The sequence below is a fragment of the Pseudomonas spartinae genome (assembly GCF_965197125.1).
Taxonomy (GTDB): Bacteria; Pseudomonadota; Gammaproteobacteria; order Pseudomonadales; family Pseudomonadaceae; genus Aquipseudomonas; species Aquipseudomonas composti_A.
Genome location: NZ_CBDAMB010000001.1, coordinates 517,858 through 543,899 on the forward strand (window position 1 = coordinate 517,858; position 26,042 = coordinate 543,899).

The 26,042-nt window shown below is 64.7% G+C and carries 26 protein-coding genes; 19 read left to right on the forward strand and 7 right to left on the reverse strand.

Features of this window, described 5'->3' with window-relative positions; all coding sequences use genetic code 11:
- The first annotated feature begins 41 nt into the window (after positions 1 to 41).
- The 13 genes from uca to ureC all read left to right on the forward strand — a co-directional run bounded on the left by uca (position 42) and on the right by ureC (position 15,409).
- A complete protein-coding gene (uca, locus tag ACN8M7_RS02425) occupies positions 42 to 3,671 on the forward strand; it encodes an urea carboxylase (protein WP_490259653.1) in 3,630 nt (1,209 codons plus the stop codon).
- 1 nt (position 3,672) lies between these two features.
- Positions 3,673 to 4,395, forward strand: coding sequence for a GntR family transcriptional regulator (locus tag ACN8M7_RS02430; RefSeq protein WP_490259654.1), 723 nt, complete (start codon positions 3,673 to 3,675; stop codon positions 4,393 to 4,395).
- Positions 4,396 to 4,470: 75 nt separating this feature from the next.
- On the forward strand, positions 4,471 to 5,736 hold the full coding sequence (urtA, locus tag ACN8M7_RS02435; protein WP_061237508.1) for an urea ABC transporter substrate-binding protein: 1,266 nt from the start codon (positions 4,471 to 4,473) through the stop codon (positions 5,734 to 5,736).
- A 207-nt stretch (positions 5,737 to 5,943) separates the two neighbouring features.
- On the forward strand, positions 5,944 to 7,512 hold the full coding sequence (gene urtB / locus ACN8M7_RS02440) for an urea ABC transporter permease subunit UrtB (RefSeq protein ID WP_490259655.1): 1,569 nt from the start codon (positions 5,944 to 5,946) through the stop codon (positions 7,510 to 7,512).
- 263 nt (positions 7,513 to 7,775) lie between these two features.
- A complete protein-coding gene (gene urtC / locus ACN8M7_RS02445; protein ID WP_490259656.1) occupies positions 7,776 to 8,867 on the forward strand; it encodes an urea ABC transporter permease subunit UrtC in 1,092 nt (363 codons plus the stop codon).
- Positions 8,864 to 9,706: an urea ABC transporter ATP-binding protein UrtD gene (urtD, locus tag ACN8M7_RS02450; RefSeq protein WP_490259657.1), complete on the forward strand. Its 843-nt coding sequence runs from the start codon at positions 8,864 to 8,866 to the stop codon at positions 9,704 to 9,706. The genes urtC and urtD overlap by 4 nt, the downstream gene beginning before the upstream one ends.
- Before the next feature lie 214 nt (positions 9,707 to 9,920).
- The gene (gene urtE / locus ACN8M7_RS02455) at positions 9,921 to 10,619 is read left to right on the forward strand and encodes an urea ABC transporter ATP-binding subunit UrtE (RefSeq protein ID WP_061237503.1); all 699 of its coding nucleotides are present in this window, start codon (positions 9,921 to 9,923) and stop codon (positions 10,617 to 10,619) included.
- A 380-nt stretch (positions 10,620 to 10,999) separates the two neighbouring features.
- Positions 11,000 to 11,836: an urease accessory protein UreD gene (locus ACN8M7_RS02460; RefSeq protein ID WP_061237502.1), complete on the forward strand. Its 837-nt coding sequence runs from the start codon at positions 11,000 to 11,002 to the stop codon at positions 11,834 to 11,836.
- An 81-nt stretch (positions 11,837 to 11,917) separates the two neighbouring features.
- Positions 11,918 to 12,220, forward strand: coding sequence for an urease subunit gamma (ureA, locus tag ACN8M7_RS02465; RefSeq protein WP_004425162.1), 303 nt, complete (start codon positions 11,918 to 11,920; stop codon positions 12,218 to 12,220).
- A 3-nt stretch (positions 12,221 to 12,223) separates the two neighbouring features.
- Positions 12,224 to 12,733, forward strand: a complete 510-nt coding sequence (locus ACN8M7_RS02470) for a GNAT family N-acetyltransferase (protein WP_490259658.1) — start codon at positions 12,224 to 12,226, stop codon at positions 12,731 to 12,733.
- A 4-nt stretch (positions 12,734 to 12,737) separates the two neighbouring features.
- The gene (locus tag ACN8M7_RS02475) at positions 12,738 to 13,268 is read left to right on the forward strand and encodes a GNAT family N-acetyltransferase (protein ID WP_490259659.1); all 531 of its coding nucleotides are present in this window, start codon (positions 12,738 to 12,740) and stop codon (positions 13,266 to 13,268) included.
- Positions 13,268 to 13,576: an urease subunit beta gene (locus ACN8M7_RS02480; protein ID WP_179575480.1), complete on the forward strand. Its 309-nt coding sequence runs from the start codon at positions 13,268 to 13,270 to the stop codon at positions 13,574 to 13,576. The genes ACN8M7_RS02475 and ACN8M7_RS02480 overlap by 1 nt, the downstream gene beginning before the upstream one ends.
- Positions 13,577 to 13,708: 132 nt before the next feature.
- Positions 13,709 to 15,409 carry an urease subunit alpha gene (ureC, locus tag ACN8M7_RS02485; RefSeq protein ID WP_490259660.1) on the forward strand — a complete coding sequence of 567 codons (1,701 nt, stop codon included), beginning with the start codon at positions 13,709 to 13,711 and terminating at the stop codon, positions 15,407 to 15,409.
- Positions 15,410 to 15,448: 39 nt separating this feature from the next.
- Here ureC and ACN8M7_RS02490 read toward each other — a convergent pair whose 3' ends face one another.
- From ACN8M7_RS02490 to ACN8M7_RS02520, 7 genes are all read right to left on the reverse strand, one after another.
- Positions 15,449 to 15,892 carry a hemerythrin domain-containing protein gene (locus ACN8M7_RS02490; RefSeq protein ID WP_490259661.1) on the reverse strand — a complete coding sequence of 148 codons (444 nt, stop codon included), beginning with the start codon at positions 15,890 to 15,892 and terminating at the stop codon, positions 15,449 to 15,451.
- Positions 15,893 to 15,967: 75 nt separating this feature from the next.
- Positions 15,968 to 16,234, reverse strand: coding sequence for a DksA/TraR family C4-type zinc finger protein (locus ACN8M7_RS02495; protein ID WP_061237496.1), 267 nt, complete (start codon positions 16,232 to 16,234; stop codon positions 15,968 to 15,970).
- 166 nt (positions 16,235 to 16,400) lie between these two features.
- The gene (locus ACN8M7_RS02500; protein ID WP_490259823.1) at positions 16,401 to 17,264 is read right to left on the reverse strand and encodes an isocitrate lyase/PEP mutase family protein; all 864 of its coding nucleotides are present in this window, start codon (positions 17,262 to 17,264) and stop codon (positions 16,401 to 16,403) included.
- Positions 17,265 to 17,402: 138 nt separating this feature from the next.
- Positions 17,403 to 18,404, reverse strand: a complete 1,002-nt coding sequence (locus ACN8M7_RS02505; RefSeq protein ID WP_490259662.1) for a type II secretion system F family protein — start codon at positions 18,402 to 18,404, stop codon at positions 17,403 to 17,405.
- A gap of 53 nt (positions 18,405 to 18,457) precedes the next feature.
- Complete coding sequence (locus tag ACN8M7_RS02510) at positions 18,458 to 19,213, reverse strand: substrate-binding periplasmic protein (protein WP_490259663.1); 756 nt, start codon at positions 19,211 to 19,213, stop codon at positions 18,458 to 18,460.
- Between the two features lie 53 nt (positions 19,214 to 19,266).
- Positions 19,267 to 20,040: a substrate-binding periplasmic protein gene (locus ACN8M7_RS02515; protein WP_490259664.1), complete on the reverse strand. Its 774-nt coding sequence runs from the start codon at positions 20,038 to 20,040 to the stop codon at positions 19,267 to 19,269.
- 79 nt (positions 20,041 to 20,119) lie between these two features.
- Positions 20,120 to 21,043, reverse strand: a complete 924-nt coding sequence (locus ACN8M7_RS02520) for a substrate-binding domain-containing protein (protein ID WP_061237491.1) — start codon at positions 21,041 to 21,043, stop codon at positions 20,120 to 20,122.
- Positions 21,044 to 21,209: 166 nt separating this feature from the next.
- Here ACN8M7_RS02520 and ACN8M7_RS02525 point away from each other — a divergent pair, with 166 nt between their 5' ends.
- The 6 genes from ACN8M7_RS02525 to ACN8M7_RS02550 all read left to right on the forward strand — a co-directional run bounded on the left by ACN8M7_RS02525 (position 21,210) and on the right by ACN8M7_RS02550 (position 26,041).
- The gene (locus ACN8M7_RS02525) at positions 21,210 to 21,938 is read left to right on the forward strand and encodes a VC0807 family protein (protein ID WP_490259665.1); all 729 of its coding nucleotides are present in this window, start codon (positions 21,210 to 21,212) and stop codon (positions 21,936 to 21,938) included.
- A 33-nt stretch (positions 21,939 to 21,971) separates the two neighbouring features.
- A complete protein-coding gene (locus ACN8M7_RS02530) occupies positions 21,972 to 22,409 on the forward strand; it encodes a YqaA family protein (protein WP_490259666.1) in 438 nt (145 codons plus the stop codon).
- A 211-nt stretch (positions 22,410 to 22,620) separates the two neighbouring features.
- Complete coding sequence (locus ACN8M7_RS02535; protein ID WP_061237488.1) at positions 22,621 to 23,598, forward strand: lysylphosphatidylglycerol synthase transmembrane domain-containing protein; 978 nt, start codon at positions 22,621 to 22,623, stop codon at positions 23,596 to 23,598.
- 63 nt (positions 23,599 to 23,661) lie between these two features.
- On the forward strand, positions 23,662 to 24,927 hold the full coding sequence (locus ACN8M7_RS02540) for an Hsp70 family protein (protein WP_061237487.1): 1,266 nt from the start codon (positions 23,662 to 23,664) through the stop codon (positions 24,925 to 24,927).
- A 161-nt stretch (positions 24,928 to 25,088) separates the two neighbouring features.
- Positions 25,089 to 25,622, forward strand: coding sequence for a hypothetical protein (locus ACN8M7_RS02545; protein ID WP_490259667.1), 534 nt, complete (start codon positions 25,089 to 25,091; stop codon positions 25,620 to 25,622).
- Positions 25,619 to 26,041 (forward strand): bleomycin resistance protein, encoded by a 423-nt coding sequence (locus tag ACN8M7_RS02550; RefSeq protein ID WP_197432120.1) that lies wholly within the window; start codon positions 25,619 to 25,621, stop codon positions 26,039 to 26,041. Before ACN8M7_RS02545 ends, ACN8M7_RS02550 begins: the two co-directional genes overlap by 4 nt.
- Position 26,042: the final 1 nt, after the last annotated feature.

Sequence of the window (26,042 nt, forward strand, 5' to 3'; positions counted from 1 at the left end):
CTGCCCGCACACGCGTGCAGCAAGCCAGGAGGCCGCAACAGATGTTCCATACCGTACTGATCGCCAACCGTGGCGAGATAGCCGTCCGTACCATTCGTACGCTCAAACGCCTGGGCGTCAAAAGCGTCGCCGTCTACTCCGACGCCGACCGCAATGCCCAGCATGTACGCGACGCCGATGTCGCCATTGCCCTGGGCGGCGACAAGCCGGCCGACAGCTACCTGCGTATCGACAAGATTCTCGCTGCCGCGCAGCAAACCGGCGCCCAGGCGATCTACCCCGGTTACGGCTTTCTCTCGGAAAGCGCCGAGTTCGCCGATGCTTGTGAAGCAGCCGGCATCGCCTTCGTCGGCCCGACCGGCGAGCAGATTCGCGAGTTCGGCCTCAAGCACCGTGCCCGCGAACTGGCCGCCCAGGCCCAGGTGCCGATGGCGCCGGGCACCGGCCTGTTGCACAGCATGGAGGAAGCGCTGGCCGCCGCTGCAAGCATCGGTTACCCGGTGATGCTCAAGACCACCGCCGGCGGTGGTGGCATCGGCCTGACCCGTTGCAGCGACGCTGCTGCGCTGGAAAGCGCCTACGAAAGCGTCAAGCGCATGGGCGAGCAGTTCTTCAGCGATGCCGGCGTATTTCTCGAGCGCTTCGTCGATCAGGCGCGGCATGTCGAGGTGCAGATTTTCGGCGACGGCGCCGGCCGCGTCGCCGCCCTTGGCGAACGCGACTGCTCGCTGCAGCGGCGCAACCAGAAGGTGGTCGAGGAAACCCCGGCGCCGAACCTGCCGCAGGCCACCCGCGAGCGTTTGCACGCTGCCGCCGTGCAGCTTGGCGAGTCGGTGAAATACCGCAGCGCCGGCACCGTGGAATTCATCTACGACGCCGCCCGCGACGACTTCTACTTCCTCGAAGTGAACACTCGCCTGCAGGTCGAACATCCGGTCACCGAGATGGTCACCGGCCTGGATCTGATCGAGTGCATGCTGCGCGTGGCCGCAGGCGATGCGCTGGACTGGGTCGCGCTTGACCGCACCCCGCAAGGCGCTGCTATCGAAGTGCGGATCTACGCCGAAGACCCGCTGAAGAACTTCCAGCCCAGCCCGGGCGTGCTCACCGATGTGCATTTCCCGGATGATGTGCGCGTCGACAGCTGGGTCAGCACCGGCAGCGAGGTTTCAGCCTTCTACGACCCGATGATCGCCAAGCTGATCGTCCATGCGGCGACTCGTGACGAAGCCATCGGCAAACTGCAAAAAGCCCTGGGCGAAACCCGCCTGCACGGCATCGCCAGCAACCTCGACTACCTGCGCCAGGTGGTGGCCGATAAGCGCTTCGCCACAGGCCAGGTATGGACGCGCCTGCTCGACGGTTTCACGTTCGGGGCCAACGTCATCGAAGTGCTGGAGCCCGGCACCTATTCCAGCGTACAGGACTACCCCGGCCGCCTCGGCTACTGGGATATCGGCGTGCCGCCGTCCGGGCCGATGGATGATTTCGCCTTCCGCCTGGCCAACCGCATCGTCGGTAATGCGGCCGAAGCCGCTGGCCTGGAATTTACCCTGCAAGGCCCGACACTGCGCTTTCACAGCGACGCGTTGATCGCTCTGACCGGCGCCGATTGCCCGGCCACCCTGGACGATGCACCAGTGGCCTACTGGCAGCCAGTCGTGGTCAAGGCCGGTCAGGTGCTCAAGCTGGGCCGCGCCGTCAGCGGCTGCCGCACTTATCTGGCCGTACGCAATGGCCTGGACGTGCCGCTGTACCTGGGCAGCCGCTCCACCTTCGCCCTCGGCCAGTTCGGCGGGCATGCCGGACGCACCCTGCGCACCGCCGACATGCTGGCCATCTCCCAACCCGAGTTGCCGGCCTGCACCACCCCGGCGCCAATCGCCCCGCCACAGGCTGCGCACCCGAGCCTGATCCCCAGCTACGGCACCACCTGGAACATCGGCGTGCTCTACGGCCCGCACGGTGCGCCGGACTTCTTCACCGCTGAAGCCATCGAGGAGTTCTTCGCTGCCGAATGGGAGGTGCACTACAACTCCAACCGTCTCGGTGTGCGCCTGTCCGGGCCGAAACCGAGCTGGGCGCGGGCCGACGGCGGCGAAGCCGGCCTGCACCCGTCCAACGTGCATGACTGCGAATACGCCATCGGCTCGATCAACTTTACCGGCGACTTCCCGGTGATCCTGACCAAGGACGGCCCCAGCCTCGGCGGTTTCGTCTGCCCGGTAACCATCGCCAAGGCCGAGCTGTGGAAGGTCGGCCAGGTCAAGCCCGGCGACAAGCTGCGCTTTCACCCCATCGGCTTCCAGCAGGCGCAGAGCCTGGAGCAGGCGCAACTGGGCAGTATCGAGGCGCTGGCGGCGATCAGCGCAGTGACCCTGCCGGCGCCGTCGCTGCAAGCGGACAGCACCGTTTCCGCTACCGTGCTGGCCGAGCTGCCGGCTGAAGGCAGCCGCCCACGTGCGGTGTATCGCCAGGCCGGCGACGCCTACATCCTCCTGGAGTACGGCGACAACGTGCTGGATCTGGCCCTGCGCCTGCGCGTGCACCTGCTGATGGAGGCGCTCAAGGCGCAGCCGCTGCGCGGCCTGGAAGAACTTGCCCCCGGCGTGCGCTCGCTGCAACTGCGTTATGACAGCCGCGTGCTGCACCAGCGCACCCTGCTCGACCACCTGCTGCGCCTGGAGTGCCAGCTCGGCGATGTCGCCGAACTCAAGGTGCCGACCCGTATCGTCCACCTGCCCATGGCCTTCGAGGACAGCGCAACGCTGGCCGCCGTCGAGCGCTACCGCGAAACCGTACGCAGCGAGGCGCCCTGGCTGCCGAACAACGTCGATTTCATCCAGCGCGCCAATGGCCTGGATAGCCGCGAGCAGGTACGCGACATTCTGTTCGACGCCAGCTACCTGATCCTCGGCCTCGGCGACGTCTACCTCGATGCGCCCTGCGCCGTGCCGCTGGACCCGCGCCACCGCCTGCTCAGCTCAAAGTACAACCCGGCGCGCACCTTCACCGCCGAGGGCACCGTGGGCATCGGCGGCATGTACATGTGCATCTATGGCATGGACTCGCCCGGCGGCTATCAGCTGGTCGGCCGCACCCTGCCGATCTGGAACAAGTACGTGAAGAACGCCCAGTTCGAGAACGGCCAGCCCTGGCTGCTGCACTTCTTCGACCAGGTGCGTTTCTACCCGGTCAGCGAGGCCGAGCTGGATGAGTTCCGTGAAGCCTTCCGCGAGGGCCGCGCGCAGATCCGCATCGAGGAAACCGAGTTCGACTTCGCCGCCTACAACCGCTTCATCGCCGACAACGCCGCCGATATCGACGCGTTCCAGAGCAAACAGAAAGCTGCCTTCGACGCCGAAGTCGAGCTGTGGAAGGACGACGATCCGAGCGCCGCACAAGCGCTGAACGCCTTTACTGAGGACGATGCCGATCTGGACGGCCATCTGGTCGCTGCCGAGATGAGCGGCAGCGTGTGGAAGGTGCTGGTCGAACCCGGCCAGCATGTGGAAGCCGGCACCCCGCTGCTGGTGGTCGAGGCGATGAAGATGGAGCTGGCAGTGACCGCGCCGGTGGCCGGCACGGTCAAGTCACTGCGTTGCGCCCCCGGCAAGGCGGTGACGCCGGGCGACGCGCTGCTCCTTTTGACCCCGAGCGAGGCGGCCTGAGATGCAACTGGTCAGCCCGGCCAAGCGTGGCAAGGAGCGCCCGGAGAATCTCGCCGAGCGCATCTACGCCCAGCTCAAGGACGACATCTTCGAGTTCCGCCTGCTGCCGGGTGACCGTTTTTCCGAAGGCGAGATCGCCGAGCGCATGGCCGCCAGCCGCACGCCGGTGCGTCAGGCGCTGTATCGCCTGGAGCGCGAGGGCTACCTGGAGGTGTATTTCCGCAGCGGCTGGCAGGTCAAGCCGTTCGATTTCACCCATTTCGAGGAGCTCTACGAGGTGCGCATCGTCTTTGAGCTGGAGGCGGTCAAGCGCCTGTGCGAGCGCCCCAATGAAGAGCTGCCGGATGCACTGGAACAGCTGCGTCGCACCTGGATGGTGCAACCCGAGCAGCGCCTGCAGGACGGCCGCGAAGTCTCGCGTCTGGACGAACGCTTTCACTGCCAACTGGTGGAAGCCGCCGGCAACCGCGAGATGGCCCGCCTGCATGCCGAAGTCAGCGAAAAGATCCGAATTATCAGGCGCCTGGACTTCACCCAGGAGCCGCGCGTGGCGCTCACCTACGAGGAACACGCACGCATCCTCGGCGCGATCCTGTCGCGTCGCTGCGAAGAGGCACAGCTATTGCTCAAGACCCACATAGAGGTCAGCAAAGCGGAAGTGCGCAAGATCACCCTGCACATGCTGCACAGCGCCCGGCAACGGGCACTGCCGGTGCAAGGGTGACGTAAATGACCTTTGAATCACTGCCGAACAATAAAGAGCTGTCCACTTACTCAAGTTGAGAATGGAGAACGCACCATGCAACGTCGCAGCCTGATCAAGGCCTTTACCCTTTCCGCGTCCATTGCCGCCATGGGCCTTTCCTGGTCCATCCAGGCCGCCGAGACCATCAAGGTCGGCGTCCTGCACTCGCTGTCCGGCACCATGGCCATTTCCGAAACTTCGCTCAAAGACATGGCGCTGATGACCATCGACGAGATCAACGCCAAAGGCGGCGTGCTCGGCAAGCAGCTCGAAGCGGTGGTGGTAGACCCGGCGTCCAACTGGCCGCTGTTCGCCGAGCGCGGCCGTCAGTTGCTGACCCAGGACAAGGTCGCCGTGACCTTCGGCTGCTGGACTTCGGTGTCGCGCAAATCCGTGCTGCCGGTCTATGAAGAGCTCAACGGCCTGCTGTTCTACCCGGTGCAGTACGAAGGTGAAGAAATGTCGCCGAACGTGTTCTACACCGGTGCGGCGCCAAACCAGCAAGCCATTCCGGCAGTGGAATACCTGCTCAGCGAAGACGGCGGTGGCGCCAAGCGCTTCTTCCTGCTCGGCACCGACTACGTCTACCCACGCACCACCAACAAGATCCTGCGCGCCTTCCTGCACAGCAAAGGCATCGCCGACAAGGACATCGAAGAGGTCTACACCCCCTTCGGCCACAGCGACTATCAAACCATCGTCGCCAACATCAAGAAGTTCTCCGCCGGCGGCAAGACCGCTGTGGTTTCCACGGTGAACGGCGACTCCAACGTGCCGTTCTACAAGGAACTGGCCAACCAGGGCCTGGAAGCCACCGAAGTACCGGTCGTAGCCTTCTCCGTCGGTGAGGAAGAACTGCGCGGTATCGACACCAAGCCGCTGGTCGGTCACCTGGCGGCGTGGAACTACTTCCAGTCCGTGGAGAACCCGGTCAACGAGAAGTTCGTCGCTGACTGGAAAGCCTACGCCAAGGCCAAGAACCTGCCGAACGCCGACACTGTGGTAACCAACGATCCGATGGAAGCCACCTACGTGGGCATCCACATGTGGGCACAGGCCGTCGAGAAAGCCGGTACCACCGACGTCGACAAGGTGCGCGAAGCCATGGCTGGCCAGGAGTTCGCGGCGCCGAGCGGCTTCACCCTGAAGATGGACGAGACGAACCACCACCTGCACAAGCCGGTGATGATCGGCGAGATCCAGGAAGACGGTCAGTTCTCCGTGGTCTGGGAAACCGAAGGCCCGATCCGCGCCCAGCCGTGGAGCCCGTACATCGAGGGTAACGACAAGAAAGCCGATACCCCGGTGAAGTCGAACTAAGGCAAAAGCCCCTCTCCCCCAGCCCCTCTCCCGCAAGCGAGAGAGGGGAGACAAGCTGCACGGAGCGATGCACTGCACCGTACCAGTCCCCTCCCCCCCCTTTCTTTTATGAAGAGGGGGAGAGGCTAGGGAGAGGGTCGCCGTAGCCCGGATGCAATCCGGGAAGCTCGCCCCGGACTTCATCCGGGCTACGCCAAGGACACCCCTATGCCCACTGCCCTTACCCGAATACTGCTGAGCCTGCTGCTGTTGCTGCCACTGGCAGCGCTTGCTGGCGAGGCCGACGACTTCGCCGCAGCCAACGCCAGCAAGCAGGCCAAACTCCTGCAGAGCTGGGCTGCAGCCCCCACCACAGATCGCATGCCACTGCTGCAAGCCCTGCAGCAGGGCCGCGTCGCCAGCGATGCCGACAAACGCGCCTTCATCGAACAGGCCGGCACCTGGCAGGCCGCCGACGGCGCAGCCGAGGCCAATGGCACGCCGCGCAAGCTGCGCCTGAACAACCGCCTGCGCGGCCTGATCGGCGTCGCCGTGGCCAGTCATCAGTTGCTCGACGACGATGCGGCCGTGCGCCTTGGCGCCGCCAAGCAACTGCAACGCAATACGCCGCCGGCATTGCTGCCGCTGCTGGAAAATCGTCTGAGCATGGAAGCCGACGAGGATGTGCGTGACGCCATTACCCTGGCCCTGGCCAACCTGCAACTGGAAGCCAGCGATCCGGCCGTGCGCCTGGCGGCCGTGGAGCGCCTGGGCGAAACCGGCGACCCGCTGGCCCGCACGCGCCTGCAAAGCCTGCTCGATGGTGAAGAAAGCGATACCGCCGTACGCAGCGCCGCCGAACAGAGCCTGGCCCAGGTGAAGAACAAACTGCTGATCGGCGAGTTACTCGGCCAGGCCTTCAGCGGCCTGTCGCTGGGCTCGATCCTGTTGCTCGCAGCGCTGGGCCTGGCCATCACCTTCGGCCTGCTCGGGGTGATCAACATGGCCCACGGCGAGATGCTAATGCTCGGTGCCTACACCACCTACGTGGTGCAGCTGAGCTTCCAGCGCCTGGCCCCCGAATACCTGACGCTCTACCCGCTGGCTGCGCTGCCGATCGCCTTCCTGGTCACCGCCTGCATCGGCATGGCCCTGGAGCGCACGGTGATCCGCCACCTCTATGGCCGCCCGCTGGAGACCCTGCTGGCTACCTGGGGCATCAGCCTGATCCTGATTCAGCTGGTGCGCGTCACCTTCGGTGCGCAGAACGTCGAGGTGGCCAACCCGGCCTGGCTGTCCGGCGGCGTACAGGTGCTGCCGAATCTGGTATTGCCCTACAACCGCATCGTCATCATCGGCTTCGCGCTGTTCGTCGTGGTCCTGACCTGGCTATTGCTGAACAAGACGCGCCTGGGCCTGAACGTGCGCGCGGTAACGCAAAACCGCAACATGGCCGCCTGCTGCGGCGTACCCACCGGCCGCGTGGACATGCTCGCCTTCGGCCTGGGCTCGGGCATCGCCGGCCTGGGCGGCGTGGCCCTGAGCCAGATCGGCAACGTCGGCCCGGACCTCGGCCAGAGCTACATCATCGACTCCTTCCTGGTGGTGGTGCTCGGTGGCGTCGGCCAACTGGCCGGCAGCGTGCTGGCCGCCTTCGGCCTGGGCGTGGTGAACAAGTTCCTCGAACCGCAGATCGGTGCGGTACTCGGCAAGATCCTCATCCTCGCGCTGATCATTCTGTTCATCCAGAAGCGCCCGCAAGGCCTGTTCGCACTGAAAGGAAGGGTGATCGACTAAGCGGGGCCTGCTCACGCCAATTGACGACCGCGCCGCAGCCACGCTGGCGGCGCTATGCGAAGGAACATGAGAATGCTGCCAATGCAAAACTGCCTGAATGCCCCAGCCGCCATCGAGTCAGCGGCCCTTCGGGTTGCGGCTGCCAACGCGCCATGCGTCGTTGTGAAGCTTGCCGAGGGAACGACCATCGCCTGCGCTCCACGCCTAGCCTGGCGCGCTGGCCGCCTGCACCGCGGTGCGCCCCTTGACGCGAGCATGCCCCGATGACTGCGCCACTGAATCAAACGCTGCTGGCCCGTGCCAGCGCCAAGCTCGGCCCGCAGGTTTCACTGGCTGTCGGCCTGCTGGTACTGGCGATTCTCGTCGCCATGCCGTTGCTGCATCTGCTGCCGGCCGAGCACAGCCTGCACATCTCGGCCTATTCGCTGACGCTGGTGGGCAAGATCCTCTGCTACGCCATCGTCGCCCTGGCGCTGGATCTGGTCTGGGGTTACGCCGGCATGCTGTCGCTGGGCCACGGCCTGTTCTTCGCCCTCGGCGGCTACGCGATGGGTATGTACCTGATGCGCCAGAGCGCCGGTGACGGCCTGCCGGCGTTCATGAGCTTCCTGGCCTGGAACGAGTTGCCCTGGTACTGGTACGGCACCTCCAGCTTCCTCTGGGCGATGTGCCTGGTGGTGCTGGCGCCCGGCTTGCTGGCCCTGGTGTTCGGCTTCTTCGCCTTCCGCTCGCGGATCAAGGGCGTGTACTTCTCGATCATGACCCAGGCCCTGACCTTCGCCGGCATGTTGCTGTTCTTCCGCAACGAAACCGGCTTCGGTGGCAACAACGGCTTTACCGGCTTCACCCGCATCCTCGGCTTCGACATCACCGCGCAAGGCACCCGCGCCGCGCTGTTCTTCGCCACCGTGGTACTGCTGGTGGGCAGCCTGTACCTGGGCTTTCGTCTGGCGCGCAGCAAGTTCGGCCGGGTGCTCACCGCCCTGCGTGACGCCGAGAACCGCCTGATGTTCTGCGGCTACGATCCACGCGGCTACAAGCTGTTCATCTGGGTGCTGTCGGCCGTGCTGTGCGGCCTGGCCGGCGCGCTGTACGTGCCGCTGGTGGGCATCATCAACCCCAGCGAAATGGCGCCGACGCAGTCCATCGAAGCCGCCGTCTGGGTCGCCCTCGGCGGGCGCGGCACGCTGATCGGTCCGCTGCTCGGCGCCGGTATCGTCAACGGCCTGAAGAGCTGGTTCACCGTGGCCTTCCCGGAGTACTGGCTGTTCGCGCTCGGTGCGCTGTTCATCGTCGTCACCCTGTTTCTACCGAGGGGCGTGGTGGGTCTGCTGCGCAAGGAGAAAGATCAATGAGAGCCACGCCACTACCCGAAACAATGCTCGAAGCCGCCTTCGACCCCACCGGCCTGGCGCTGGACACCGGCAAGACCGTCGGCAAGGGCGTCAACGTTCGTCACGGCACCATCCTCACCCTGGAAGACATCAACGTCAGCTTCGATGGCTTCAAGGCGCTGACCAACCTGACCCTGTACATCGGCGTTGGTGAGCTGCGCTGCATCATCGGCCCCAACGGCGCCGGCAAGACCACCATGATGGACGTGATCACCGGCAAGACCCGCCCCGACAACGGCGTGGCCTACTTCGGCGAGCAGTACGATTTGACCGCCATGAGCGAAGTGCAGATCGCCCAGGCTGGTATCGGCCGCAAGTTCCAGAAGCCGACGGTGTTCGAAGCACTGACGGTGTTCGAGAACCTGGAGCTGGCGCAGAAGACCAACAAGTCGGTGTGGGCCAGCTTGCGCGCCCGGCTCAACGGCGAGCAGAAGGATCGTATCGAGGAAGTGCTGACCACCATCCGCCTGGAAGCCTCGCGCAACCGCCCGGCCGGCCTGCTCTCCCACGGTCAGAAGCAGTTTCTCGAAATCGGCATGCTGCTGATGCAGGAACCGCATCTGCTGCTGCTCGACGAACCGGTAGCGGGCATGACCGATGCCGAGACCGAGTTCACCGCCGAGCTGTTCAAGTCCCTGGCACGCAAGCACTCGCTGATGGTGGTCGAGCACGACATGGGCTTCGTCGGCTCCATCGCCGACCACGTCACCGTGTTGCACCAGGGCAGCGTGCTGGCCGAAGGCTCGCTGGAGCAGGTGCAGAACGACGAGCGGGTGATCGAGGTGTATCTGGGTCGTTGAACCATCGCTCCCTGATTCGCGGCTGAAGCCGCTCCTACGAGATGTCCATCACAGCCTTGTAGGAGCGGCTTCAGCCGCGAAGAAAATTGATGGTTTCCACTGCGAGGCCACATACCGCCCGCGCGGGAACCCCTCCCGACACGCTCAACGCTCCAGCGCCGCGAAGCGTCGTCAGTTGCATACCCACGCTGGGCGTGGGCACGAGAGGTACGTCATGCTGCAAGTCCAACAGCTCCACCAGTACTACGGCGGCAGCCACATCCTGCGTGGCCTGTCGTTCGACGTGAAGGTCGGCGAAGTCACCTGCCTGCTCGGCCGTAACGGCGTGGGCAAGACCACCCTGCTCAAATGCCTGATGGGCCTGATCCCGGCCAAGGATGGCAGCGTGCAATGGGAGGGCAAGCCCATCACCGCCTTCAAACCGCACCAGCGCGTGCATGCCGGCATCGCCTACGTGCCGCAGGGCCGCGAGATCTTCGGCCGCCTCACGGTCGAGGAAAACCTGCTGATGGGCCTGTCACGCTTTCCCGGCAGCCAGGCCAAGACCGTGCCGGAATTCATCTACGAGCTGTTCCCGGTGCTGCGCGAGATGAAGCACCGGCGTGGCGGCGACCTCTCCGGCGGCCAGCAGCAACAGCTGGCCATCGGCCGCGCCCTGGCCAGCCAGCCGCGCCTGTTGATCCTCGACGAGCCCACCGAAGGCATCCAGCCCTCGGTGATCAAGGAGATCGGCGCGGTGATTCGCAAACTGGCCGAGCGTGGCGACATGGCCATCCTGCTGGTGGAACAGTTCTACGACTTCGCCGCCGAGCTGGCCGACCAGTACCTGGTGATGAGCCGTGGCGAGATCGTCCAGCAGGGCCGTGGCGAGAACATGGAAGCCGAGGGCGTGCGCGGGCTGGTGGCGATCTGACCAACACACCTTGTGGGAGGGGCTTCAGCCGCGACGGCTCCTATGCTCTATACGAAAAGTGCCTGCGCTCGGTGATGCTTCGTTAAAAACGGGTCGGCAGGCCGCTTGCGGCCAACGCGCTTCAGTGCGGCCCGAAGGGCGAACGAAGTGAGTAATGCTCATTTACAGCTCGCAGACTCGAGTGCGAGCCCAGTCCGTTCCTCACCCGTTTTTGTGGGGCCGCCATCGGTATCGCCTGACCTTCGCTCGCCGACTTTTCGTACAAACCCTAGCGCTCGCATGCATGGCAATTGCTGCGGGCAATCACGCACCGAATTGGTTCGGGGCACGCCTCTTGCTTGCCCACCCGGTCAAGTATCCTGCGGAACCCCTGCCCTGCCATGAATCTGCCTGCCGCCCTGTTCACGCCAAGCTGGCCTGCCGAGCTGGAGCTGGCCTACGCGCGCCACGGCGAACGCACCACGCCAGTGCAAAGACGCCACCTCGGCCCTCTTAGAGTGCAGAAGCACCTGTATGCCGAAGGCCCGCAAGTCTGCCAACACATCATCGTCCACCCGCCCGGCGGCATAGCCGGCGGCGACCGCCTGGATATTTCGGCGCATGCCGGTGAGGGCACCTGGGTACAACTCACCAGCCCCGGTGCGGCCAAGTGGTACCGTGCCGCCGGCGTGGCCCACCAGGATCTGCGCCTGAGCGTCGACGCCGGCGCCACCCTGGAGTGGCTGCCGCAGGAAACCATCATCTACGCTGGCGCCCAGGCCGAACTGCACACACAGATCGACCTGCATGGTGACGCCCGCCTGTTCTACTGGGACATCATCGCCCTTGGCCGCCCCGCTGCAGACGAGCGCTTCGACAGCGGCCACTTCCAGGCCGCGCTGGATATCCGCCGTGACGGCAAGCTGCTCTGGCATGAACGTCAACGCGTTGCCGGTGATGACGGCCTGCTCGACTCGCCCATCGGCCTCGACGGCCAACCGGTATTCGCCACCCTGCTTGCCAGCGGCGAGCTGGACGGCGAACTGCTGGAGCGCTGCCGTGAGTTGAAGATCGAAGGCGTCCGCGGTGATCTCAGCCAGCTCTCGGGGCTGCTGGTCGCGCGCTGCCTGGCCAGCGAAGCACTCAAGGCCCGCGCCTGGCTGATCGCCCTCTGGCGCCTGCTGCGCCCGGCGCTGCTGGGCCGGGAAGCCGTGCCCCCGCGCATCTGGAGCACATGACGGCGGATGTAAAAAGCGACACCCGCCCTACCACCACGACGTATTCGGCGATGCCTGGCATACGCCCCATGGAGCGACACGATGGATCTGAGTCCACGCGAGAAAGACAAGCTGCTGATCTTCACCGCCGGCCTGGTGGCCGAGCGCCGTCTGGCGCGCGGGGTCAAGCTGAACTACCCGGAGGCCATGGCCTATATCTCCGCCGCCCTGCTCGAAGGTGCCCGCGACGGCCAGACGGTGGCCGAGCTGATGCACTTCGGCACCACCCTGCTGGCCCGCGATCAGGTGATGGAGGGCGTGCCGGAGATGATCCCGGAGATCCAGATCGAAGCCACCTTTCCCGACGGCACCAAGCTGGTGACCGTCCACCAACCGATTGCCTGAACCATGCGCCATCTGATTACGGACGCCAGCGAAGCCGACCTGCCCGGCATCCTGGCCATCTACAACGACGCGGTGGAGTTCACCACGGCGATCTGGAACGAGACCCTGGTGGATCTCGCCAACCGCCGCGCCTGGCTGGCCGAACGCACGGCATCCGGCTTCCCGGTGCTGGTCGCGCGTGACGCTGGCGGCGAGGTGCTCGGCTACGCCAGCTATGGCACCTGGCGCAGCATCGAAGGCTTTCGTCACACCGTCGAGCATTCGGTCTACGTGCGCGCCGACCAACGCGGCCAGGGCCTGGGGCCGGTGCTGATGCAGGCGCTGATCGAGCGTGCCCGCGAAGCTGGCCTGCACGTCATGGTCGCCGCCATCGAATCGGAAAACGCCGCCTCGATTCGCCTGCACCAACGCGCAGGTTTCGTCACCACCGGGCAGATGCCCCAGGTCGGGCGCAAGTTCGGCCGCTGGCTGGATCTGACCTTTATGCAACTGATCCTTGGCGCCACGGAGTGACACCATGGACGTGACGCTGCAACGCCTCTCTGCCGAGCAATTCGCCGCTTATCGTCCGGGCCTGATCACCCTGCTGCTCGATGCGGTCGGCCACGGCGCTTCGGTGGGCTTTCTCGCCGACCTCGATGCACAGGCAGCCGCTGAATATTTCGCCCAGGTGGAGGTGGCGTTGCACGATGGCTCGCTGCAGCTCTGGGTCGCGTGCGAGCACGGCCAGGTGCTGGGCAGCGTGCAACTGAGCCTGTGCCAGAAACCCAACGGCCTGAACCGCGCGGAAATCCAGAAGCTGCTGGTGCTGAGCAGCGCGCGGCGGCGTGGTATCGCGCGCCTGTTGATGCAAGCCGTCGAGCAGGAAGCCATCGCCCTGAAACGAGGCTTGCTGTACCTCGATACCGAGGCTGGCAGCGATGCGGAACAACTCTATCGCCACCTGGGCTACAGCCACATTGGTGGCCTGCCTGATTACGCCTGCGGCCCGGACGGCATCTACCGAGCCAACGCCATCTACTACAAGACGCTCTCGAGGCCTTCCTAATGATTCCCGGTGAATACCAGATTGCTGACGGCGAGATCGAGCTCAATGCCGGCCGCCGTACCCTGACCCTTTCCGTGGCCAACAGCGGCGACCGGCCGATTCAGGTCGGCTCGCACTACCACTTCTTCGAGACCAACGACGCCCTGCTGTTCGACCGTGCCGCCGCGCGTGGCATGCGCCTGAATATCCCGGCGGGAACCGCCGTGCGCTTCGAGCCGGGGCAGAGCCGCGAGGTGGAACTGGTCGAACTGGCCGGCGCGCGCCGCGTGTTCGGCTTCGCCGGCCGGGTGATGGGCGACCTGGATTGAGGTGAGTCTTGTAGGAGCGGCTTTAGCCGCGATAACAGTTTCGCGGCTCAAGCCGCTCCTACAGAAGAACCGCCACTCCTCATCCCCGACAGACAAACACGCGCCGGCCTTCGCGCCACAAAGGAAACGAATATGAAAATCAGCAGACAAGCCTATGCCGACATGTTCGGCCCCACCGTCGGCGACAAGGTGCGCCTGGCCGATACCGACCTGTGGATAGAAGTGGAGAAGGATTTCACCACCTACGGTGAAGAAGTGAAGTTCGGTGGCGGCAAGGTCATCCGCGACGGCATGGGCCAGGGCCAGCTGTGCGCCGCCGATGTGGTCGACACCCTGATCACCAACGCACTGATCATCGACCACTGGGGCATCGTCAAGGCTGACGTCGGCCTCAAGGACGGGCGCATCAAAGCCATCGGCAAGGCCGGCAACCCGGACATCCAGCCCGATGTGAGCATCGCCATCGGCGCCGGTACCGAGGTGATCGCCGGGGAAGGCATGATCCTCACCGCTGGCGGCATCGACACCCACATCCACTTCATCTGCCCGCAGCAGATCGAAGAGGCGCTGATGAGCGGCGTCACCACCATGATCGGTGGCGGCACCGGGCCGGCCACCGGCACCAACGCCACCACCTGCACCTCCGGGCCGTGGCACATGGCGCGCATGCTCCAGGCCGCCGACGCTTTCCCGATGAACCTTGGCTTTACCGGCAAGGGCAACGCCTCGCTGCCCGAGCCGCTGATCGAACAGGTGAAAGCCGGTGCCATCGGCCTCAAGTTGCACGAGGACTGGGGCACCACCCCGGCCGCCATCGACAACTGCCTGAGCGTGGCCGACCGGTACGACGTGCAGGTGGCGATCCACACCGACACCCTGAACGAGTCCGGCTTCGTCGAAACCACCCTCGGCGCGTTCAAGGGCCGCACCATCCACACCTACCACACCGAGGGCGCCGGTGGCGGCCACGCGCCGGACATCATCAAGGCCTGCGGCTTCCGCAACGTGCTGCCGTCCTCGACCAACCCGACCCGACCATTCACCAAGAACACCATCGACGAACACCTGGACATGCTCATGGTCTGCCACCACCTCGACCCGAGCATCGCCGAGGACGTGGCCTTCGCCGAGAGCCGTATTCGCCGCGAAACCATCGCCGCCGAAGACATCCTGCATGACCTCGGCGCCTTCTCCATGATCAGTTCCGACAGCCAGGCCATGGGCCGTGTCGGCGAAGTGATCACCCGCACCTGGCAGACCGCTGACAAGATGAAGAAACAGCGCGGCACGCTGCCCGAAGACGTGCCCGGCAACGACAACTTCCGCGCCAAGCGTTACATCGCCAAGTACACCATCAACCCAGCAATCACCCATGGCATCAGCCACGAAGTGGGTTCGATCGAAGTGGGCAAGTGGGCCGACCTGGTGCTGTGGCGCCCGGCCTTCTTCGGGGTGAAGCCGACGCTGATCCTCAAGGGTGGGGCCATCGCCGCCAGCCTGATGGGCGATGCCAACGCCTCGATCCCGACGCCGCAGCCAGTGCACTACAGGCCGATGTTCGCCAGCTACGGCGGCAGCCGCCATGCCACCAGCATCACCTTCATCAGCCAGGCCGCCTTCGACGCCGGCGTGCCCGAGCAGCTTGGCCTGAAGAAGCAGATCGGTGTGGTCAAGGGCTGTCGCGAGGTGCAGAAGACCGACCTGATCCACAACGGCTACCTGCCGAGCATCGAGGTCGACGCGCAAAACTACCAGGTCAAGGCCGACGGCCAGTTGCTCTGGTGCGAACCGGCCGAAGTACTGCCGATGGCGCAGCGCTATTTTCTGTTCTGACGCAAGAGCCGGGCTTTGCGCCCGGCTCTTGTAGGTCTGTCAGGACGCCTGCTTCATCTCGTCGTAGGCGCTGAGATAATCACCGGCCAGCTGCTCCTTCTCCTTGTCGCGCAAGAGCTTGCCGGCCATCTGGAAGAAGCTGTGCTCTTCCTCCTTGAGGTGATGCTCGACCTTTTCCGCCAGCGCCTTGGCCTGCGCCAGCCAGCTGGGGCTGCTGGGGTCGGTCGCCTCGAGGTCCTCGATCATCTCGTCCATCTGGTGATGCTCGGCAATCGCGTGGCGCGACAAGTCGACACCGGCGTCCTGCTGCATCAGAGGGACGTAGAAATGGCGCTCCTCGGCCACCGAATGCACGGCCAGCTCCTGCTTGAGCTGGGCGAACAAGGCGTGGCGCTCGGGAGTATCGCCCTGGGTCTCGACCAGCTTTTGCGCCAGTTCGCGCTGCATGTCGTGGCTGATACGTAGGGCTTCGAAAATGGTCATGCGGACATCTCCTCCTGAGTCACGGTCGTAGTAGCACTAGACCATCAACTCGGCGATAGGTGCCGCACCGCTTGCTCAACGCAGCTGGCTGTCCTTGCTGCCACGGCGGTTGTAACCACTGGCAGCCGACTGCTGCTTGTCCAGCTCACTCTGGCAGGCCACGCACAGACGCACACCGGGAATCGCCTGGCGCCGTGCCTCGGGAATCACCGCGTCGCACTCTTCGCAGTTGTGCAGGCTTTCACCTTTGGGCAGCTGGCTGCGGGCGCGGGCGATGGCGTCCTCGATACTGCTGTCGATCTGTTCCTGCACTGCGCCGTCACTTGCCCAGCCACCGGCCATGTCCGCACTCTCCACTGTTTGCCTGATCGGCTATCTATGGAGGATCAACACCGCCTTGGCAAGTCGCACTGGCGCAAACAGGCAGCATTGCGGCGCCTGTCGCCCTCCCAGAGCCAAGCCGAGCCAGACGGCACGGTCGGTATCCAGGCAGGCCTGGCAGCAAGCGCTACTCCTTGACCTCCATGAACTCCTGGGCCCACGCCATGTATTCACCGGGCATGGTGTACTTGTTGGTTAGTTCGGTGGCGTTGAGGTCGCACGGCTCGGCACCGCGCTGCTCGCGCAGGCAGTCGTAGGTGGCCTTGATCGCGGCGAAGTAGGCGGCGTGGCCGTTGACCACGATGCGCACGCCGAGCTTGGCCAGACGAGGGTTATCGCGCAGCTCGGGGTTACCGTAGGTGACCAGCATCAGCGGCACCTTGAGACCCGCGGCGATCTGCTCCAGATGAGCGAAATCCTTCACCCCGACCAGGCAGATGCCATCGGCACCGGCAGCCTCGTAGGCGCGGGTACGGCGGATCACCTCATCCACGTCCAGCACGCCGGCGTGGGTGCGGGCGATGATCGCCAGATCCGGATCAACACGCGCCTCCAGTGCTGCGAGGATCTTGCCGACACCTTCCTCGATGCTGATCAGGTCAGTGGTCTTGCGCCCGAACTGGGCCGGCAGCAGGGTGTCTTCGATGGTCAGCGCGGCAACGCCGGCGCGTTCCAGCTCGACCACGGTGCGCATGACGTTGAGCGCATTGCCGTAGCCATGGTCGGCGTCGGCGATGACGGGCAAGCGCGCGACACGACCGATGCGCGCGGCCTGTTCGACGAACTCGCTGAGGGTGATCAGGGCGAAGTCCGGCGCACCGAGCACCTGGAGCGACGCGACGGAGCCGCCAAGGATACCGACCTCGAAATCGAGGTCGGCGGCGATGCGGGCGGACATGGGGTCGAAGACCGATGCGGTGTGATAACAGCGGTCGGAAACCAGCAGCGCACGAAAGGCGCTGCGTAGCTCATGGTGGGATGCACGTTGCAGGATGGGCATGGGGCGTATTCCAAAGTCGGTTGAATCGCTTTTTTCTCTATTTTAGTAATGGCGTAGACGTGACGAATGCTAGCGCAAGGCACTTGCTGGCAGCTTTCAGACGGCTCGCCCTGGCCAATGACCAGCAATTTATCGGCCAGCCAGCTCCGCCGGCAGCGCTGGGAAGAACCCGCCGCCGGTCAGCAGGCCGTACGCCATCCAGACCGCGACGGCCAGATAGAACAGGCGCGGCCCCCAACTCGCCAGCATTTGCTGGCTCGCCGCCAGCTGCTGAGCCTGCAAGCGGGCGAAACGCAGCAGCGCCTCGCCAGGTCGACCGGTCGCCTCGCCGGTATTGAGCACGCCGATCAGCATGGCTTTGCCGGGAAAACTCAGCCCGTCGAAGGCGCGCACCAGCGATTGTCCGCCGGCCACTCGCGGCGCCAGGGTGGCGAAATCTCGCCGCAGCCGAGGACTGCTTATCGCGCTGCAGGCACGCGGCAGGGCGTCGAGCACCGGCATACCTGCTTCCAGCAACAGTCCCAGGCTGTCGCAGAAATCACGCATGTCAGCGCGTCGCTGCAGGCTGCCCAGCAACGGCAGGGCCAGCAGCAGATCGTCGAAGGCGCCAGGCTGGTCAGCTCGCCGCTGTTGCCAGCGGCGCCACAGCGCCCGCGCGCCCCACAACAGCGCAGACAGCCACAGCACCGGCAGCAGCACGGCTGCCAGATAGCCGACAGCACTGAGGCCTCCCGCCACCAGGGCAGGCAAGGGCTTGACCGCCAGCGCCAGCAGCAGCACACCGGCCGGTAGCAGCAGCCGAGACTTCAGCTCTGCTGCGTGGCGCGCCTGCTCGTCGTAGCGCTGCGCCAGTTGCTCGTAGATGTGCGCCAGCGCCCCGGCCTCCTGTGCGGCACGCACCAGTCCACTTTCCAGTGGCGTGAACACGCCACTCAACTGGCCGGAACTCGCCAGATCGCGCCCATTAGCCACCATCTGTCGCAGGCGCTTAACGGCGGCCTCGTGCCGTGCACCGAGATCCAGACTGACCAGTGCACGGTCGATGGGTACTCCGGCTCGCTCCATGGCGCCAAGGTGAGCGAATACACTGGCACGAGTGCGCAGATCGAGAGAGGGGTTGCGACGCGGCATGATCGAACTCGGTGGATAACAGTGCTCAGGTTAACCAGTCGCCACGCGAGCCGCTACGGTTGCACGGGCGGCATGGGTGCGTGCGGTAGCCAGCGCCTGAGGATGGCCTCGAGGCTGCCGTCCTCGTGCATCTGCTGCAACGCGCGCTGCCAGCGCACCACACGCACCACCGAGGTCTGCGGGGAGAAGGCGATGTAGTAAGCCGAACGCATGAACGGCACATGCGCCGTGACGTCCTGCGGTTTGAGATCGACAGCAGCCAACTCGCCAGCCAGGGTCAGGTCCTCGGTGGCGATCAGCTTCACCCGGCCATGCTTGAGCATGACCATCATCTGCCTCGAACTGGGCACCCCGTAGAGATTGGTGAAGCCCTTCGAGCTGAGGGTCTCGTAGGTGTACCACTGCTTGGGCAGTGCCAGTGGCCCGCTGGCAGCGGCCTGTTGCAGCGTGTCGATGACCAGGTCGCGGGACTTGAGCGAGTAGAAGCTGGTAGTGCCGACCACGATGGGCCCGACCCACTGGAATCGGTGTTCACGTTCGGCCGTGCGCACGGTGGAGAACAGCGCGATATCTTCCTGCTGCTGGGCCAGGTGCAGCGCCCGCGTCCAGGGCATCACCTCGATCTGCCCGTTGTCGCCGGTACGCGCCAGCAAGGCTCTGACCACCTCGACGGAAAGGCCGCTGGGTTCGCCATCGCGCGTGAAACTCATCGGCGGCGCATTCTCGGTGAGCAGACGCAGCTGCGCCTGCACCGGCGCAGATAACGCCAGCAGCAAGACACACAGCCATTGATTGACCCGCTTGCCCATCACCGTCTCTCCAGCTTGCAGCCTGGCCAGCTAAGGAGTGCCGTGCAGCGGCTTCAATCGCTACGCAGCAAATCGGCCAACATGCGCTCGTCGGCCATCGGAAACCACTGGCGGTAGAGCCTTTCCAGGCTACCGTCGCGGCGCATCTGCTCCAGCGCCTGCTGCCAACGCGCGACCAGAGCTGGGTCAGTCTTCAGGGAAAAAGCAATGTAGGAGTCGTTGGGCATCAGGTCGAACTGCTCCTGCAACTGCCCGGCATTCATGCCCTGCTCGGCAAGCATGCCGTCCAGGGTCAGGTTGTTGGCCAGCAGCAACTTGACCCGGCCATGGCGGAACATGCGCAGCATGTCCTGAGGCGTCGGCACGCCATACAGATTTTCCAGTCCCAGCTCGGCCAAGAACTCGTAGCTGTACCATTGCTTGGGAATCGCCAGGGTGCCAAGACGACGGACATCGTCGAGGCTGGTGACTCGCAGACCGGCATCCTTGAGCGTGTAGAAGCGCGTATAGCCCCGCGCGATCGGGCCGACCCACTGGAAATCGGCTTCGCGCCGCGCCGTGCGCACAGTGGAGAACAATGCCGTGTCGGGCTGGTTTCGAACCTGGTGATAGCCGCGCGTCCAGGGCACCAGTTCGATATGCGCCGGCTCTGCGGTGCGACGGATCAACTCTTCGACCACGGCCACGGCCAGGCCACTTGGTTTGCCGTTGTCCAGATAGCTGAACGGTCGGTAATCCTCGGTATACAGCCGCAGCTCGGCAGCAGCCATGTTGACGCAGAGACTACCGAGCAGTGCCAGCGCTACGGCCGGGGACTTCAAGTTCATTGCACGCCACCGTCAAGCGCGCGCCCTACAGCGAATTCAGGGCGCCCAGACCAAGAATAATAGACGCCGGCGTTGCCCATCACCAAGACTGCGGCGCAGCGGTCGTATCGCCCAGTTCCTTGGCGGTAATCACCCGAGGTTCGAGTAACAGTTGTAGGCGAGACATGGCACGCTCGCCACTCAGAGCCCGATGCACCAGGCGTACCGCATGATCGCCCATGGCCTGCGGCTGCTGCAGCAACAACGCGTGAATCTGTCCCTGGCGTACGGCATCGAACAGCAGGTCGCCACCATCGAAACCGACGAAGTCCACTGTCCCGACCTTGCCCAGCCGGCGCAACGCGCCCAGGGTCACGCGGGTACTGCTGCCATTGGGGCTGAACAGGCCGTCGAGCCTGGGCAACTGCTCACTCAGGGTCGTGGCGATGCGCTGGGGGTCGTCACCAAGGTAGGTATCGAACACCACCTGCAACCCGGAAGCTTGCGCCGCCAGGAGGAAACCGCGCTCGCGCTCATCGGTCGATTGCAGCCCTTGGCGCAAGCGCAATACCCCGACCCGAGCCCCCCGCCCGAGACGCTCGGCCATCTGCTGCCCGGCCAATTGGCCGGCAAGGAAGTTGTCGGTTGCCACCAGCGCGTAAGCGCCCTCACCCGCGACCCCGCGATCAACGTAAACGGTGGGAATACCTTCGGCGCGCAAGGCGGATATGCGCGTGTCGATGGCGTCGCCAGCCGGAGCGATGATCAGTGCCTTGCAACCGTGGGCGATTACACGGTCGATCAACTGTAGCTGCACCTCGACGCTGCCTTCCTGGCTCGGGCCGCGCGTATAGAGTTCCAGCTGCAGATCGTTGGCTGTGCGCCTGGCGCCCGCCTCCAGCTCACGCCAGAAGGCCGATGTGCCGGCCGGCACCAGGCCAACGCAGTCACTCGACCAGGCCGTCGCCGACCAAAGCGCTGCCGTACCCAGCAGCAAGCAAACGCAAGGGATGATTCTCGGCATGTTCGTCTCCCGACCTCTGCCATCACTTTAGCATCGCCCGGCCGGGTCGCGACGCCTGTCGGCAAGCTGTCGACTCATACTTTTTCACATTCAAAACCGACAGTCGGGCTAGCCCTAGCGCGCCGGGCAGGCGATCATCGGGCTTCCTGAGCAGACTCCAGCTACTATGACCGCCACTACTGACAGCCGCACCCCGACGCACAAACCCCGCCCACTGATCGACCTGGCCATCAGCATTCTGATTCCCTCGTTCATTCTGATGAAGCTCAGTGGCGAACACCGTCTCGGCGCCGACGGCGCACTGCTGCTGGCCTTGGCGTTCCCCCTGGTCTGGGGGGCGTTCGAGCTGATCAAGTACCGTAAATTCAACTTCATCGCCCTGCTCGGCCTGGTCAGCGTGGCCCTGACCGGAAGCATCGGCCTGCTGCATCTGGATACCCAGTGGCTGGCCGTGAAGGAAGCCGCCATCCCCGGGCTGATCGGCATCGCCGTGCTGGTTTCGACCCGTACCCGCTACCCGCTGATTCGCACGCTGCTGTTCAACAAGAGCGTGCTCAACGTCGACAAGATCCATGATCGCCTCGAGCAGGGCGGCCACGTCGAACACTTCGAAACGCGCCTGATGCGTGCCACCTACTGGCTCAGTGGCACCTTCTTCTTCTCCTCGTTCATGAACTACGTGCTGGCCAAGTGGATCGTGGTCAGCCCATCCGGCACCGAGGCCTTCAATGACGAACTCGGGCGCATGACCCTACTCAGTTATCCGATGATCGCCATTCCCTCGATGATCATGCTGATGACAATCTTCTACTACCTGTGGAAGACCATTCATGGCCTGACCGGGCTGAGCCTGGAAGAGATCATGGCCAACACCAGCCAGGAATCGCAGCGCTGACAAGCGCCGACCTCAGGGTCGGCCGCGCCGAACATGCTGGCTCTCTCCGCCTACCCGGCCCTGTTTCTCTCCGCCTTCGGCGCGGCGACGCTCTTGCCGTTGCAGTCCGAAGCGGTGCTGGTCGCCCTGCTGCTGGCAGGCCAGCACCCGCTCTGGGCATTGCTGCTGGTGGCCACGCTGGGCAACGTACTGGGCTCCTGGGTCAACTGGCTGCTAGGGCGTTCCATCGAGCACTACCGGGAACGGCGCTGGTTTCCCGTCAGTCCGGCCCGCTTGCAACAGGCGCAGGCCTGGTACGCACGCTACGGTCGCTGGTCGTTGCTGCTGAGCTGGATGCCGCTGATTGGCGATCCCCTGACGCTGGTTGCCGGGGTGATGCGCGAGCGCCTGTGGATATTCCTGGTCATCGTCACCCTGGCCAAGGCCGGGCGCTACGCGGTGCTGGCGGCGCTGACCCTGGCCTGGATATGAACCGATCAGGACAATCGCTGACACAACTACTGAAGGGGCCCCGCATGCATGCCAGTTGAGTACTGGCGGCGGCTCCCTGATACTGCGCAGCGCGCCGCGCGGGCACGACCCGCTAGCGGCCATTGCCGAAGGCCGGATGGCCGATGAACAGCCGCCTCGGACGGAGGCATGCGGCCCCGCTACCTCGGGGCCTAGCGAGCGAGGATTAGCGGTGTCTGTCGTAGAAGCCAAACCCAAACTGAAGCGCAGCGACCTGATCTGGACGCTGATCGGACTCAGTGCCGTGGTGCTGTCTGGCTTCCTGCTCTACCGCGAGTTGCGCAACATTTCCCTGGAGGAAATCAAGGGCAGCCTCGACGCCATCACGCACATGAATTGGATGCTCGCCGCAGCAGCCACGCTCGGCGCGTACTGGGCACTGGCCTGGTATGACCGCATCGCCGTGGCTCACCTGGGCAAGCGCATTCCCTGGCGTTTCATCACCCTCTGTTCCTTCACCACCTACGCCCTGGCTCACAACATCGGCGCCTCGGTGTTCTCTGGCGCGTTGGTGCGTTACCGGGCCTATCGCAGCAAGGGGCTGACGCCACAGGAAATCGGCATTCTCATCGTCTTCTGCTCCTTTACCTTCGCCCTCGGCACCCTGCTGGCCAGCGGCTGTGTGCTGATCGCCCAACCCGATCTGATCCACCGCGTCGCCAACGTCACGCCCCTGGTCTCGATCGTCATCGGCAGCGTGTTGCTGTGCCTGGTGGGTCTCTACGTGCTGGGCTCCTGGCGCCAGTTCAAACCCTGGACCCTGGGCAAGCTGCACGTGGAGTATCCACGTCTGCCCATCGTCAGCCGCCAGTTGCTGGCCGGCCCACTGGAGCTTCTCTGCGCAGCGGCGATCATCTATTTCGCCTTGCCGGCCGACAATCATCCCGGCTACCTGGTGGTGCTCGGCGTGTTCCTCGCCTCCTTCTCGCTGGCGCTGCTGTCCCATGCGCCCGGTGGTCTGGGTGTACTGGAAGTGACCTTCCTCGCTGCGCTGCCGGAGATCCCGGCGGCCGATGTGCTGGCGGCGCTGATCGTATTTCGCGTGTTCTATCTGCTGCTGCCGTTCGCCCTGTCGCTGCTGGTGGTGCTGGGCTTCGAATGGACGCAATGGAAGCAAAAGCGCAACGAGACCCCCGACCTGCCCTCCTGACGACTCGCCGCCACCGCGGCGCTGGCATAGAATACGCGGCCATTTTTTCCGGCTGTGCGCTCCATGTCCTTCTCCACTCCCGCCCGCGCCTGCGGCATCGACTTCGGCACCTCGAACTCCACCGTCGGCTGGCTGCGACCCGGCCAGGGCAGCCTGCTGCCTCTGGAAGACGGCAAGATCACCCTGCCCTCGGTGATCTTCTTCAACACCGAGGAGCGTCGCCCGGTCTACGGCCGCCTGGCCCTGCACGAGTACCTGGAGGGTTATGAAGGGCGCCTGATGCGTTCGCTGAAAAGCCTGCTCGGCTCCAAGCTACTGAAGAGCGAAACCACCGTGCTGGGCAGCGCCCTGCCGTTCAAGGACCTGCTCGGATTTTTCATCGGTGAGCTGAAAAAGCGCGCCGAAGCTCAGGCCGAGCGCGCCTTCGAGGAAGTGGTGCTGGGCCGCCCGGTGTTCTTCGTCGACGACGACCCGAGCGCCGATCAGGAAGCGCAGAACACCCTGGTGGCCGTGGCGCACAAGCTCGGTTTCAAGGAGGTGTCGTTCCAGTACGAGCCCATCGCCGCGGCCTTCGACTACGAGTCGGGCCTGGATCGCGAGGAACTGGTGCTGATCGTCGACATCGGCGGCGGTACCTCGGACTTCTCCCTGGTGCGCCTGGCGCCTGAGCGTCACCACCTGGCCGAGCGCCAGGGCGATATCCTCGCCACCGGCGGCGTGCACATCGGCGGTACCGACTTCGACAAACAGCTCTCGCTGGCCGGGGTGATGCCGCTGTTCGGCTACGGCAGCCGGATGAAGAGCGACGCCTTCATGCCCACCAGCTACCACCTCAACCTGGCCACCTGGCACACCATCAATGCGCTGTATGCGCAGAAGACCCAGCTTGCGTTGCAGAACATGCGCTACGACATCGTCGACGCCACCGGCATCGACCGCCTGTTCGGCCTGATCGAACAGCGTGCCGGACACTGGCTGGCGATGCAGGTGGAAGACAGCAAGATCGCCCTCAGCGAACAGGACGCACGCCCCATCGACCTGTCGCGCGTCGAGCCGGGCCTGGTCGCCGAACTGACCCGCCCGCTGTTCGAGAACGCCATCGAGCCGCTGCTCGAACGCATCCGCGCCAGCCTCACGCAGTTGCTGGCCGACGCCGGCATCAAAGCCGATCAGGTCGATACCCTGTTCTTCACTGGCGGCTCCAGCGGCGTTCCGGCCCTGCGCCAGAGCGTGGCAGCCATGCTGCCCAACGCCCGCAGCGTAGAAGGCAACACCTTCGGCAGCATTGGCAGCGGCCTGGCCATCGAAGCCAAGAAACGCTACGGCTAAGTTTTTTGTAGGAGCGGCTTCAGCCGCGATTCTGGCCCCCGCACAGGCCGCTCGCGGCTAAAGCTGCTCCTACACCAGAAGCCCGACCTGTTCTCCCATGCATCGCACAACAGGCTCTGGGTTATGCTTGCCGCCCATCTGAATGACCGAGGAATAGCCTGATGAAAGCCCAGCTGGAAGAACTGATCGCCAAGATAAGCTCCGGCTGCCTGGCCGAGGACGAGGTCGCCCGCATCGCTGATGAGGCCGCCCTGGCCTATGCCGATCCGGCCGCCTTCCTCGCCGCCAACCCGGATATCAACTACGACGACGAATTCCCCATCCCGCTGGGCGAATGGGTGGTGGTCGGCAGCCTGCCGGACACCGTGCTGTTCCAGGCCGACAGCTACGAGGAACTGTTCCAGCGCATCACCGAATCCTTCGGCCCGCAGGTGCAGTTCGTACTCAAGGCCAAGCAACTGGCCAAGACCGAGCCGCTCAAGGCCCTCAACCGCATCCAGGTGCAGCTCTCGGCGCTGTCGCCGGAAACCGGCGGCTATGTGCTGGTGGACTTCAGCGAACCGCTGGACGACGAGCTGCAAGCGGTGCTGGTGTACGCCAGCGACCTGCCGCGGGTGATGGAGCTGGCAGTGGAAGTGGGTATCTATGCCGCGCCCGCGCTGGAGGCCCTGCAGGCGGCGCAGGAGCAGGCGTGAGCCGCACGCGACTGCCAGCTCTGACGCCCGAACTGCAGGTCAGCGACCTGCCGGCCAGCCTGGCCTTCTATCAGAAGACTCTGGGCTTCAGCCTGCTGTACGAACGCCCCGAGGAAGGTTTTGCCGCCATCGCTCTGGGCGAGGCAGCCTTGATGCTGGAACAGCAGCATCAGCAGGCAGACGATCCCTGGACCGTGATGCCACTCGACCGCCCGCTCGGGCGCGGCATCAATCTGCAGATCAGCGTGGATGACCTCGAGCCGTTGTACCAGCGCCTGATGCAGTCAGGCCTGGCGCTGAGATTGCCGCTGGAAGAAGCTTCATATCGGGTCGGCACACGCGTACTCAGGGTGCGCCAGTTCATGTTGCAAGACCCGGACGGCTATCTGCTGCGCTTCAGCCAGCCCATCACCGCGTAGT

What these genes read in the sequence shown, in the direction of transcription:
- uca (WP_490259653.1), top strand. Translation starts at nt 42, where the DNA reads ATGTTCCATACCGTACTGATCGCCAACCGTGGCGAGATAGCCGTCCGT.
- ACN8M7_RS02430 (WP_490259654.1), top strand. Translation starts at nt 3,673, where the DNA reads ATGCAACTGGTCAGCCCGGCCAAGCGTGGCAAGGAGCGCCCGGAGAAT.
- urtA (WP_061237508.1), top strand. Translation starts at nt 4,471, where the DNA reads ATGCAACGTCGCAGCCTGATCAAGGCCTTTACCCTTTCCGCGTCCATT.
- urtB (WP_490259655.1), top strand. Translation starts at nt 5,944, where the DNA reads ATGCCCACTGCCCTTACCCGAATACTGCTGAGCCTGCTGCTGTTGCTG.
- urtC (WP_490259656.1), top strand. Translation starts at nt 7,776, where the DNA reads ATGACTGCGCCACTGAATCAAACGCTGCTGGCCCGTGCCAGCGCCAAG.
- urtD (WP_490259657.1), top strand. Translation starts at nt 8,864, where the DNA reads ATGAGAGCCACGCCACTACCCGAAACAATGCTCGAAGCCGCCTTCGAC.
- urtE (WP_061237503.1), top strand. Translation starts at nt 9,921, where the DNA reads ATGCTGCAAGTCCAACAGCTCCACCAGTACTACGGCGGCAGCCACATC.
- ACN8M7_RS02460 (WP_061237502.1), top strand. Translation starts at nt 11,000, where the DNA reads ATGAATCTGCCTGCCGCCCTGTTCACGCCAAGCTGGCCTGCCGAGCTG.
- ureA (WP_004425162.1), top strand. Translation starts at nt 11,918, where the DNA reads ATGGATCTGAGTCCACGCGAGAAAGACAAGCTGCTGATCTTCACCGCC.
- ACN8M7_RS02470 (WP_490259658.1), top strand. Translation starts at nt 12,224, where the DNA reads ATGCGCCATCTGATTACGGACGCCAGCGAAGCCGACCTGCCCGGCATC.
- ACN8M7_RS02475 (WP_490259659.1), top strand. Translation starts at nt 12,738, where the DNA reads ATGGACGTGACGCTGCAACGCCTCTCTGCCGAGCAATTCGCCGCTTAT.
- ACN8M7_RS02480 (WP_179575480.1), top strand. Translation starts at nt 13,268, where the DNA reads ATGATTCCCGGTGAATACCAGATTGCTGACGGCGAGATCGAGCTCAAT.
- ureC (WP_490259660.1), top strand. Translation starts at nt 13,709, where the DNA reads ATGAAAATCAGCAGACAAGCCTATGCCGACATGTTCGGCCCCACCGTC.
- ACN8M7_RS02490 (WP_490259661.1), bottom strand. Translation starts at nt 15,892, where the DNA reads ATGACCATTTTCGAAGCCCTACGTATCAGCCACGACATGCAGCGCGAA.
- ACN8M7_RS02495 (WP_061237496.1), bottom strand. Translation starts at nt 16,234, where the DNA reads ATGGCCGGTGGCTGGGCAAGTGACGGCGCAGTGCAGGAACAGATCGAC.
- ACN8M7_RS02505 (WP_490259662.1), bottom strand. Translation starts at nt 18,404, where the DNA reads ATGCCGCGTCGCAACCCCTCTCTCGATCTGCGCACTCGTGCCAGTGTA.
- ACN8M7_RS02510 (WP_490259663.1), bottom strand. Translation starts at nt 19,213, where the DNA reads ATGGGCAAGCGGGTCAATCAATGGCTGTGTGTCTTGCTGCTGGCGTTA.
- ACN8M7_RS02515 (WP_490259664.1), bottom strand. Translation starts at nt 20,040, where the DNA reads ATGAACTTGAAGTCCCCGGCCGTAGCGCTGGCACTGCTCGGTAGTCTC.
- ACN8M7_RS02520 (WP_061237491.1), bottom strand. Translation starts at nt 21,043, where the DNA reads ATGCCGAGAATCATCCCTTGCGTTTGCTTGCTGCTGGGTACGGCAGCG.
- ACN8M7_RS02525 (WP_490259665.1), top strand. Translation starts at nt 21,210, where the DNA reads ATGACCGCCACTACTGACAGCCGCACCCCGACGCACAAACCCCGCCCA.
- ACN8M7_RS02530 (WP_490259666.1), top strand. Translation starts at nt 21,972, where the DNA reads ATGCTGGCTCTCTCCGCCTACCCGGCCCTGTTTCTCTCCGCCTTCGGC.
- ACN8M7_RS02540 (WP_061237487.1), top strand. Translation starts at nt 23,662, where the DNA reads ATGTCCTTCTCCACTCCCGCCCGCGCCTGCGGCATCGACTTCGGCACC.
- ACN8M7_RS02545 (WP_490259667.1), top strand. Translation starts at nt 25,089, where the DNA reads ATGAAAGCCCAGCTGGAAGAACTGATCGCCAAGATAAGCTCCGGCTGC.